At 35.0% G+C, this 11,081-nt stretch carries 7 protein-coding genes; 4 read left to right on the top strand and 3 right to left on the bottom strand.

Translation table 11 applies throughout. The features are described 5' to 3' along the window. Positions 1 to 21: 21 nt before the first annotated feature. Positions 22 to 4,104: a T9SS-dependent choice-of-anchor J family protein gene (locus MY04_RS07765; protein ID WP_066208336.1), complete on the bottom strand. Its 4,083-nt coding sequence runs from the start codon at positions 4,102 to 4,104 to the stop codon at positions 22 to 24. A gap of 242 nt (positions 4,105 to 4,346) precedes the next feature. Between MY04_RS07765 and MY04_RS07770 the strand changes: the two genes are divergently transcribed. Together MY04_RS07770 and MY04_RS07775 are read left to right on the top strand one after the other, a co-directional pair. Further along, a complete protein-coding gene (locus MY04_RS07770; RefSeq protein ID WP_066208337.1) occupies positions 4,347 to 5,411 on the top strand; it encodes a bestrophin family protein in 1,065 nt (354 codons plus the stop codon). A 123-nt stretch (positions 5,412 to 5,534) separates the two neighbouring features. Next, entirely contained in the window at positions 5,535 to 5,921 is a 387-nt protein-coding gene (locus MY04_RS07775; RefSeq protein WP_066208339.1) for a hypothetical protein, read from the top strand. An 80-nt stretch (positions 5,922 to 6,001) separates the two neighbouring features. On the opposite strand, the gene aroB is transcribed toward MY04_RS07775, so the two are convergent. Beyond that, positions 6,002 to 7,036, bottom strand: coding sequence for a 3-dehydroquinate synthase (gene aroB / locus MY04_RS07780; RefSeq protein ID WP_066208341.1), 1,035 nt, complete (start codon positions 7,034 to 7,036; stop codon positions 6,002 to 6,004). 104 nt (positions 7,037 to 7,140) lie between these two features. Then, positions 7,141 to 8,232: a chorismate mutase gene (locus tag MY04_RS07785; RefSeq protein WP_066208343.1), complete on the bottom strand. Its 1,092-nt coding sequence runs from the start codon at positions 8,230 to 8,232 to the stop codon at positions 7,141 to 7,143. A gap of 294 nt (positions 8,233 to 8,526) precedes the next feature. On the opposite strand from MY04_RS07785, the gene MY04_RS07790 reads away from it, so the two are divergent. Together MY04_RS07790 and hppD are read left to right on the top strand one after the other, a co-directional pair. Beyond that, positions 8,527 to 9,582: an NAD(P)H-dependent glycerol-3-phosphate dehydrogenase gene (locus MY04_RS07790; protein ID WP_236941102.1), complete on the top strand. Its 1,056-nt coding sequence runs from the start codon at positions 8,527 to 8,529 to the stop codon at positions 9,580 to 9,582. Positions 9,583 to 9,879: 297 nt separating this feature from the next. Beyond that, complete coding sequence (gene hppD, locus MY04_RS07795) at positions 9,880 to 11,001, top strand: 4-hydroxyphenylpyruvate dioxygenase (protein ID WP_066208344.1); 1,122 nt, start codon at positions 9,880 to 9,882, stop codon at positions 10,999 to 11,001. Positions 11,002 to 11,081: the final 80 nt, after the last annotated feature.

Consider the following 11,081-nt stretch of genomic DNA (forward strand, 5'->3'; position numbering starts at 1 on the left):
AGCCTTAATGGTTAGTATGAGTTATTGTTTCTGAATCTTAAATGTCATTGTAGACGTTGCTGTATTCACCTGAACTATATACCATCCTTTTACAAGATGGGCTACATTAAAACTACGTTTTGATTCTTGAGTTAAGTCTTCGAAAGATTTTACCTTTTTTCCAATCAGGTTATAGATAAATACACTTTCCATTTGATCTATACCTTTCACAGTAAACTGATCTAACACTGGGTTTGGATATAATGTTACAGTTTGAATATCAAGAGAAGCATCAGTAATTTGTTTTTCTTCTACGGTTACAACAATCTCTTGCTCCATAGTCCAATCGGCTTGTGAGGCTAAAATCATAATAGATCCTGATTCCATCAAATTACCTTTTAGAATAGCTGTTCCATCTTCATTATCAATTAATTCCACACCTTCTACTGCTTCTTTTAATGATAAAGTGATTGCTAAATTTTCTAAGCCATCAACCGTTACTTTATGTTCAAAAGTTTCTCCTTCAGTAGCTGTTAAAACTGCTTCTGAAGTAAACATTAATGGGTTATCAATTTCAATAACTTTCAATGTGAAAGTTTGATTTAAATTCCAGTCAGCTACAGTAGCATTAAGTGTAATCACATTATTTCCTGTTGTTGAAGGCATACCGTTTAATACATATTTACCTTCTACCATATCAAGTGATAACCATTGAGGTCCTTGAGTAAGTTCTAAAGAAACTGCTTCATCAATATCACAACCTACTTGTACTTCATACTCATAAGTATCAAAGATTTTAGTTGATAAAGTAGGTATTGAAATAAATGAGAGAGGATTTTCGATATCCATAATTCTAAGATCAAATTGCTGACTTGCAATTTTATTATCGGCCATTGCCTTCACTCTAACATAATAAGAACCTGCCTCAGTAGTTCTTCCTGATAATGTAGCAGACCCATCATTATGATCTTCTATTGACAACCACTCCGGAGCATCATCTAAAGTAAATTCAATGGCGATTCCATCTTTATGAGTGGCTGTAATTACATAGCTATAATCATGATAAATAGCTCCCTCTTCAACTATTGAAGAAGTGAAAGTAATTGGATTCTCTCCTGCAATATCTAAGGATACATTATCTAGAGTCAGCACTCCTGTTGAAAGTTCCGTTTTAGTGTAAAATGCTAGAAACATATTGTTAGTTTCCGGAGCGTCAAACGTTATTGTCACATCCTTCCATGCATCTTCTATAGTAGAAGCTTTTACTAAGGCATCACCTAATGCTGTCACGTCATTATCACTTACCAAATAAACTTCTACTTCTTCTGTATGCCATTTATCTTCAAGTGCATCAAGCTCTGTTCTAATACTAAATGACAATTCGTAGGTAGTTCCTTCTTCTAAAGCCAATGGAACTGAGTAAAGAATATCATCTTTTTTACCAGAAATCTGCATTGCTCCAGAACCCTTCACCAAATCATTTGATCCATCATCTGTAATCTGTTTCCATTCGTTACCGTCAAGATTCAAATCGTCTATTGACCAACCCATAGGTTTAGTCGTTCCTTGTTTCATTGTCTCAAAATTTTCGAGATATGGGAAAGTCTCAACAGTTGGATCAGGGATGGTTGTAAATGACCATACTGGAGCATTAGGCAGTTCACCGTTACTATTATATGGCACTACTTGCCAATAGTATTGAGTGTTATATTCTAAGTTTTCTAAATCTAAAGCAGCAACATCTAAAGTTACTTCTTGCTCAGAAATCATATTGTTTGGAGGATAATTTGTCCCCACATTCACTTTATAACCTTCTGTTGCTCCGCCTCCATCTTGCCATTCTAATTTCACTCCTTTCATCATATCTACTTCCACAGCGTTCGATGCAGGTGATATTGGATTTGCCGCTAATGGGAATCCATTAGAAATCTTTTCCCAAGAAATATCATCGATTAAAGCAGCCGTAATTTTCTGTTCTCTTCCTCCGTGTCTAAATGCGATATACGGTCCTTTATCAGTATGACTAAAAAGTAAATTGAACTGTTTGTAAGCACTCGTTAGTTCGAAAGTCTTTTTTAACTCAAAAGTGGATGGATCCGTTGGGTCTGTCATTAAACCAACCTCAAGAGTTAAATCATATGCATCATTAGATTTTTTTGCTTGGAAAACGATACGGTTTGTATCAAAGTTTTTCACACCTGGTGACACTAAGATGACATCCGATTCAAAGTCGTTCAAGTTCATCAAACGAGCACAGTGAGGAGCTGTGAAATATTCTAAGGCACCGTTTATTACTTCAACACTTGTATAGTTATCCCATGAACTTCTTACCTGACTCCATTTTTCAGGCATTTCGGTACTATTATCAAAGTTTTCAAAGAAATCAGATAAAGGTTGATAAGCTGAACCTATCAATGTAATATCATTTGACCCTACAGTCGCATTTGTTTCTAAAGTAAATGTACTTTCAAAATCACCCACCTCAGTTGGTTCAAAATATAATTTGATGTCGGCCGATAATCCAACATCGATAGTTCCAGTATAATCCATTGAGAAAGGACCTGTAGATGATCCACCTCTGATGATAAGTGGTGCTCTACCCGTATTGGTTACCGTAACAGTTTTACTTACTTTACTTCCAACACTCACAGTAGCAAAAGTTAGATTATCTACTTCAATTTGAATTTCAGGTTCTACTTTTTGTTCCTTGATAACAATATCATCTATCCAGAAATATTTTGGTGACCAACTAGAAGCTTCATGATATCTCCATCGGATATAAACATTATCTCCAGTGTAACCACTTAAATCAAAAGATTCATACTTATAATTTTCCATGTTACCTTCTAGCATCATTGCCCCGATTTCAGACCATGTCTGCTTTCCATCAGTAGATATTTCTAGGAAAGTTCCACTTGAAGGAGAATTTGAACCTGTTCTCCAATAGAAGGTAATATCAGAATTCTCTTTAAGGTTCATTCTTGGCGTCACTAATGAATAATCACCTGATCTCCATGCTGAAACATAACCAGACATCTCTCCTTTATATATACCATCAGGAAAACCGTCTATATCACCTGAAATCCAATATTCATCAAACTCCCAATCTGAATCGTCAGGAAAGTTAGTATTGATAATTCTACCAATTCTGTTTCCTGTTATTTGACTAATGTAGAAATCTTCAAAATCTATAATAAATGGAAATTCCTCCACAAACTTTTGTGCAGTAAAAGATAATACTGCTGAAGGAGTAGAATTATCTCCTTTCTTCGCTACAATTTGATAATAATAGGTAGTTTTTGATTCCCATAAAGTCTGACTTTTATAAGATTCAGTACCATCGGCAGCTACAGCTTGGTCCGAGATAATTAGTTGCATATTATCTGCCGAAGTACCTAAATAGAAATCGTAACGTTCTGTATTGCATAAACTAAATTCAATAGCTTGATCTACTAAAACTTTAGAAGCTTGATTTGTTGGATTTACAGCAATAGGAGTACATGGCGTATTTTCATTTACTAGGTAATGAAAACGTATGTTTGGAGTCGCGTTATTTGAAGGTCTCCATCCATTTACACCAGTAGGAAAGTTATTATCATTTCCACTTACTGCTTGATGATCCTGATTCACTGTGCCATAAAATAAACCAGACGTTTGATATGACTCCCCTGAATGATTTTGCCAATGAATAATTAAATCACTAGTTCCATCATATTCAAAATCTTCAATATCAATATCCATCCAATCGGCACCATTGGCTGGATAAGTCACTGTACCTTCAAAAACCTTAGTATAATTATTAAGATCCGGGTAGGTTAATGAAACATCGTCTTTTGTAACTAATGAAAAATATACTTTTTGATTTGGAAATGCTTTCTCCCATCCTGAAAAGTCTTTGTAACCATAAAAAGAGATTTTACTAATTGTTTTAGCTTCTCCTAAATCTTCACTTTTGTATAGAAAACTACCCCATGCATAATTCCAATTAGAGTAAATAGGATCTGTTGTAGGTGTCTGCCCACTACCAATTTCAATAAATGCAGTTGGTGTTGAAGTTGTTTTACCATAGGTTAAATGCCCTATACTAAATAGGATAAATAACGAAAACAATAATAGTCGTTTCATCTTAAAGCTGTTTAAATAATTGAACTGTTTGTTTCCTCAATTTTAAGGAGATAAAACGCTATTGTAAATAGGGGCTTCCACTCATTTTGATCAACAAATATTGCTTTTATATTGATTTACAACCCTTTAGATCATACTTAAAATAGAGTATTAAATTACTTTTATTAGAAAAACAGAAAGGAAGTATTACATAAATAAAGAATGATGATTATATTCATAGAGTCATTAAACCTCAACATTTTATGTTAATCAAAAAATACTTCTCATTAAAAGAAATGGCCTTATGGACAAGGTCTGATACAATCATCTTCATCATTTTAGCCATTATCCCGACGGTTGCATACGATATCTTCGGACAAACATGGATTGGATTACCATGGACACCTATCGCATTGGTGGGTACTGCTGTAGCATTTGTTGTTGGTTTTCGTAACAATGCAGTTTATGGGCGACTATGGGAAGCTCGAAAAATTTGGGGTGGTATTGTTAACGACTCTCGTACCTTTTCAATTCATGTTGGAGACATGGTCACCAACGAATATGCAAAAGAAGGAGAAGAACTATCGGAACAAGAACTATTTTTAGAGAAGCAAGCTATTGTCCGAAGACATATGGCATGGCTTACTGCTTTAAGATATGCAATGAGAACAAAAAAAACATGGGAATCATTTATGGATCACCATACAAACAGAGAATGGGCCAATAAAATACATATACCTGAGTTTGTGATTGAAGAAAGGGACGCCCTTTCGGAATATCTTTCTAAAGAAGAACTTGATTTTGTGATGAGAGTTGGTGGCAATAAAGCCGCATCAATCATTAAACTTCAATCTAGACATCTTAGAAAATTAAAAGAAAAAGGGCTTATTTGGGAATTCTCATTTCTTCACTTAGAAAGTATCATAAGAACTTTATTAGAGTTACAGGGAAAGAGTGAAAGAATAAAAAACTTCCCCTACCCAAGACAATACGCTACATTAAATGTATATTTTGTTTGGGCATTTATCATTATCCTTCCTTTAGGAATTGTTCCAGAATTTGCAAGATTGGGAGACAACATGATGAGTAACTTCCCATTAATTGGTGACTACTTTATATGGTTTTCTGTTCCCTTTACCACCCTTGTTTCTTGGGTATTCCATACTATGGAACGTATCGGGACTGTAGGTGAAAATCCGTTCGAAGGATCTGCAAATGATGTTCCTATTTCGACCATTGCAAGAGCCATAGAAATTGATGTACTTACATGTGTTGGAGACCCTAACATTCCAGAACCTTTTGAAGTAAAAGAGAACGTACAGATGTAAATATTGACCATTAACAATTTTTTAGTGATCGTCGTCATCTTTTTTGATTGATATTAGTTACATTTGGTTTGTGAAGTAACATTCACTAAATGTCACGTTATCTCATACGCTAATATTTACCTGATGCAATACGAAATCATAAATCATGATCGTTATGTTGTACTCGAAGTAAAAGGTATTCCAAATGTTGAGGAGATGATCCATGCTTTAATGGATGCAAAAGATCTTCTAAACAAAAAGAACCATCCCATTTTGATGATTGATAGTAGTCAATTGGAAAAACCCTTCGAAATACATGAAAAGCATTACTTGATCTCTTCTTTGGATAAAATACGTTTAAATAAAACGACTAAAATATATATGATGACAAGTTTGAAAATACAAGATCATCATTTAATAGAAACCTTTGGTAAGAATAGAGGTTGGTTTATTAAAACCTTTAAGCATCTACCACACGCAAAAGATATGATTCAAAGGGAAATAAACCCTGCGATGACTAGAAATATATAATTTGAAACACTAATAATTAAAGAGACGACCTCAACATTGAAGTCGTCTCTTTCTTTTTTGAATATATATTGTCTGTTTTTTTACAAACTCATGTAATATCGAATAGATTCTTCTATATCGTTCCACTCAATAAATTGATCGTACGTACAATCGCCGATTTTATTTAATAGAGAGAAACTTAATTTCTTTCCAGTATTTTTCTTATCCTGAAGTAAATAAGAATATAAATGTTGTAAATCAGATTCTTTGATTTCTACCTTACCATAGACTCTAAGAATATAGCTTTGAATTTCGATTAATTCAACCTTAGTTAAGCCAGTAAATTTTGTAGATAGCCACGCTTCAGCAATCATACCAATTGCAATAGCTTCTCCATGTAGTAATTTTCTCCCTGGAATATCTAAAAGGTAAGATTCGATCGCATGTCCTACAGTGTGACCAAAGTTCAATATTTTTCTTAATCCTTTTTCTGTAGGATCAGAAGTTACCACTTTATCTTTGATATTGATTGAATGAGGAATAATCGCCTCAAGATCTTGATCAGCCAACGGTTTAGATGAAACCGTTTTCCAATGGTATGCATCTTGAATCAAACAGTGTTTAATGACTTCAGCAAAACCAGAACGTAATTCATTTGCTGGTAATGTTTTGATAAACGATGGATAAATCAACACATTATTAGGCACTCTAAATACCCCAATATGGTTTTTCAGTTTACCAAAATCAATGCCCAACTTGCCACCAACAGAAGCATCTACTTGAGACAACAAAGTAGTTGGCATTTGCCAAAAATCAATTCCTCTTTTATAAGTTGAAGCACAGAAACCACCCATATCGCCAATAACACCACCACCAAGATCCAAGACAGCAGCTTTTCTGTCAAATCCGGCATCCGTCAATTCTTGCCAAATGTGCTGACAAGTAGTTAATGTCTTGTTCTCCTCACCACTTTCGATCTCTATCAAAATATGTGAAGGAAGATATTCTTGTACGATTGGATAACAATCTCTTTTAGTGTTTTCGTCTACAATTACCGCCAAATTGGTATATGATACCAATTCTTCAAAAGTAGACGTTGCTACACTATTTAAAAAAGTAACTTTGTTGATACTCATAGTCAATCTTTTCTCTTGACGTTAGTTTTAACGTTTAATTGATATTTTATCAAAAAAGGCGGTGATCTAAGAAGATTCACCGCCTTTTATATATCCTAAAAAGCTTATGCTTTTTCAGTGTTTACTACTTTAGTTTGAACACGGATAGACTCATCGTGGATCAATTTGAATAATTGCTCCATGAATGATTTGCCGATACCTAATTTCTCAGCTTGTTCTGGACGGTTTTGGAAGATATCGATCCAACGACCTGCTTGGAATACAGTTAGGTTATTTTCTCTCTTATAATCTCCAATCTCGTTCACAACGTTCATTCTTTGAGACAATACTTCAAGAAGTTCGTTATCCAAACGGTCGATTTTCGAACGAAGATCATCCAATTTGTTATTTACTTCTTCAGCATCAGTTGTGCTCTTTCTAATTTTCACCTCGTTTAAGATCTCAGCTAAACGCTTAGGAGTAACTTGTTGAGAAGCATCAGACCAAGCGTTATCTGGGTCTCTATGCGTTTCAATCATTAATCCGTCGAAATCTAAATCGATCGCTTTTTGAGAAACAGGATAAATTAAATCCCTAGTACCACCAATATGTGAAGGGTCACAGATTAGAGGCAAGTTTGGTAATTCAGTTTTTAGGGCGATAGCCAATTTCCACATAGGTATATTTCTATACTGAGTTTTCTCAAAAGATGAGAATCCACGGTGGATACCAGCAATTTGTCTGATACCTGCGCCATAAATACGCTCAATCGCACCCTTCCATAATGCTAAGTCTGGGTTGATTGGGTTTTTGATCATTACAGGAACGTCAACGCCTTTTAATGCATCCGCAATTTCTTGGATAGTAAAAGGGTTTACTGTCGAACGAGCACCAATCCAAAGAACGTCTACACCATACTTAAGGGCTAACTCAACGTGTTGAGCGTTTGCCACCTCAGTAGTGATAGGCATATTCAATTCTTTTTTAACGTTGGCGAACCACTTTAAACCTTCTTCACCGATTCCCTCGAATGATCCCGGTCTTGTACGTGGTTTCCAGATACCTGCTCGTAGCATTGTGATATCTATCTCTTCAGTAATCTGACGGCAAGTTTCCATCAACTGCTCTTCAGACTCCGCACTACATGGTCCTGCAATGGCAATCGGACCGCCATTTTTAACTACAGACCAACTTTCTAATGGTTGTATATCTTTCATATCAGATTCTATTCAGATAGTTTGTATTATTGCAAAATTACAAAAAATTAAAAAGAATCAAGTAATTATTGCAATAATTATAGACATTAACATACATTTTTGATTATTGACAATAAAAAACACCTTCCGAAGTAAAATTCGTATTAAGTATTTAAAAAATTGCCTTTACTTTGTATGTTTTGGAATTGCAAAGAAAATAAATAAACAGCATACTTGTAAATTGAAACTGTTATGTTATTTAAATTTGCTGACGTTTCATTACTTTTACACTAGGAACCAGTATATATATAGCGCGTGGGACAAAATAAAAAACATTCTCAATTTCTGGAAGATCAAAATGTCATTCCCGATATCTCAAAAATTGCCGTTATCGGCGGGGGTAGTTGGGCAACTGCATTAGTAAAAATTTTATCAGATGGAGGAAAAACAAAATTACATTGGTGGATTCGTAATCAAGATGATATAGACCATATCAGACAATACAATTCTAACCCAAGATATCTACCTTCTGCTAAAATATCACCAGAGAGTGTAGTTCCTTTTAGTAATATCAAAGATGCCATCAGAGAGGCCAATGCGATTCTATTAGCTGTTCCAGCCGCCTTTATTCTAGATGCAATCAAAGACCTCACGCCAAAAGATTTCGAAAATAAGTTCGTTATCTCCGCTATCAAAGGTCTAATTCCTGAGAAACATATCTTAGTTACAGAACATATTGAACAAAACTTTAATGTTCATCATAAAAGAGTAGCCGTTATTGGTGGTCCGTGTCACGCAGAAGAAGTGGCTATGGAAAAACAAGCCTACTTAACTATTGCTTCTGGAAGTAAGCGTTTTGGTAAAGCTTTATCTGAAGCAATGCAGAATAGATATATTCAAACTACCTCAATACGTGACATCTATGGGGTTGAATATTCTGCAGTGATGAAAAATATCGTCGCCATTTCTTGCGGTATAGCTCATGGGTTAGGTTATGGTGATAACTTCCAAGCGGTATTGGTATCCAATGCGATGCAAGAAGTTCAATATTTCTTAAAAGCTGCCTACCATATCAAAAGAAACTTATTGGGCACCGCCTATTTAGGTGATATGTTGGTGACTTCCTATTCTCAATTTAGTAGGAATAGAACTTTCGGAAATATGATTGGTCATGGTTACTCTGTAAAAGCAGCACAACTAGAGATGCAAATGGTAGCCGAAGGATATTATGCTGTAAAAAGTATTTTCGAGATAGCTAAGCGACTTGAAATTGAAAAAGAGATGCCTATCACTAGAGCTGTTTATAACATACTGTATGAAAGAATTTCACCAATTGTGGAGTTCAGAATTTTGAAAGATCAACTAAACTAACTATTTTGACGTTATAAACACATACACCTATATTCTACTACAGTGAAACAGCATTAGCTTAAAAATATTTAAGGGTGGTTTAGTCCACCTTTTTTTATACCGCTTAGATCAGTCCTTGATACTAAGTCGATTCTATTATTCTTAAGACAACGAATTATCCTATTGAATCTGTTATTCAGAGTTCATTGCGTACGCGTATGTTTTATTTACATACCTTATTCATCTGAAACAAACATTTTCATTTCATTGTTCTTGAATAAATACATACCAATTTAAACACACATTTATTTAACACACATGCTAACATCGGAAAAAAACGTAAAATCCGGAGTGGATTTTCTGCCTATCAATGGTACAGATCACATTGAGTTTTATGTAGGAAACGCAAAACAAGCCGCCTATTTTTATCAAATTGCTTTTGGCTTTCAGCTAGTTGCTTACGCTGGTCCGGAAACAGGAGTAAAAGAAAAAGCAAGTTATGTTCTTCAACAAGGAAAACTTCGTTTTGTATTCACCACATCACTTAATTCCAACTCTGAAATTGCCAAACATGTACACAAGCATGGCGACGGGGTAAAAGTATTGGCTTTATGGGTAGACGATGCTCGTAAATCATACGAAGAAACTGTAAAAAGAGGAGCAGAATCTGTTCAAGCCCCTCACTCTATCACAGATGCAGACGGTGAAGTTGTAATGTCTAGTATCAAAACGTATGGTGATACTATTCACACCTTTGTAGAAAGAAAAAACTACAACGGAGCCTTCCTACCACACTTTGTTGGAAAAGAACCTCTAATGAAAGTGAAAGATGTGGGATTAAAATACGTAGATCACTGTGTAGGTAATGTTGAGTTAGGCGAGATGGATCAGTGGGTGAAATTCTACGAAGATGTGATGGGCTTCAAGTTGCTACTTACTTTCGACGATAACGATATCTCCACAGAATACACTGCCCTAATGTCTAAAGTAGTTTCCAACGGAAATGGATATGTAAAATTCCCTATCAACGAACCTGCTGATGGAAAGAGAAAATCTCAAATTGAGGAATACTTAGAATTTTACAATGGTTCTGGCGTGCAACATATTGCCGTGGCTACAGACGACATTTGCTATACGGTAAGTGAATTAAGAAAAAGAGGTATCGAGTTTCTTTATGTTCCAGACAATTATTATGATGATCTTAAAGAACGTGTTGGAAACATTGACGAGGAAATTGATCAACTTAAAGAATTAAATATCCTAGTAGATCGTGACGAAGAAGGATATTTATTACAAATCTTCACAAAACCTGTCGAAGACCGACCTACATTATTCTTTGAGATTATTCAAAGAAAAGGGGCAAAATCATTTGGCAAAGGGAACTTTAAAGCCTTGTTTGAAGCGATTGAAAGAGAGCAGGCATTAAGAGGTAATTTGTAATTAACTCTCTCCAAATAAATAAAGGGACCGTTTCATTCACTTGAAATGGCCCCTTCTTTATATTTAATCAATTATTAAAA

Source organism: Flammeovirga sp. MY04, assembly GCF_001682195.2.
Taxonomy (GTDB): domain Bacteria; phylum Bacteroidota; class Bacteroidia; order Cytophagales; family Flammeovirgaceae; genus Flammeovirga; species Flammeovirga yaeyamensis.

Bases quoted from the DNA above. Each gene is read 5' to 3' on its own strand.
- MY04_RS07765 (WP_066208336.1), bottom strand. From the start codon at position 4,104: ATGAAACGACTATTATTGTTTTCGTTATTTATCCTATTTAGTATAGGG.
- hppD (WP_066208344.1), top strand. From the start codon at position 9,880: ATGCTAACATCGGAAAAAAACGTAAAATCCGGAGTGGATTTTCTGCCT.
- MY04_RS07770 (WP_066208337.1), top strand. From the start codon at position 4,347: ATGTTAATCAAAAAATACTTCTCATTAAAAGAAATGGCCTTATGGACA.
- MY04_RS07785 (WP_066208343.1), bottom strand. From the start codon at position 8,232: ATGAAAGATATACAACCATTAGAAAGTTGGTCTGTAGTTAAAAATGGC.
- MY04_RS07775 (WP_066208339.1), top strand. From the start codon at position 5,535: ATGCAATACGAAATCATAAATCATGATCGTTATGTTGTACTCGAAGTA.
- aroB (WP_066208341.1), bottom strand. From the start codon at position 7,036: ATGAGTATCAACAAAGTTACTTTTTTAAATAGTGTAGCAACGTCTACT.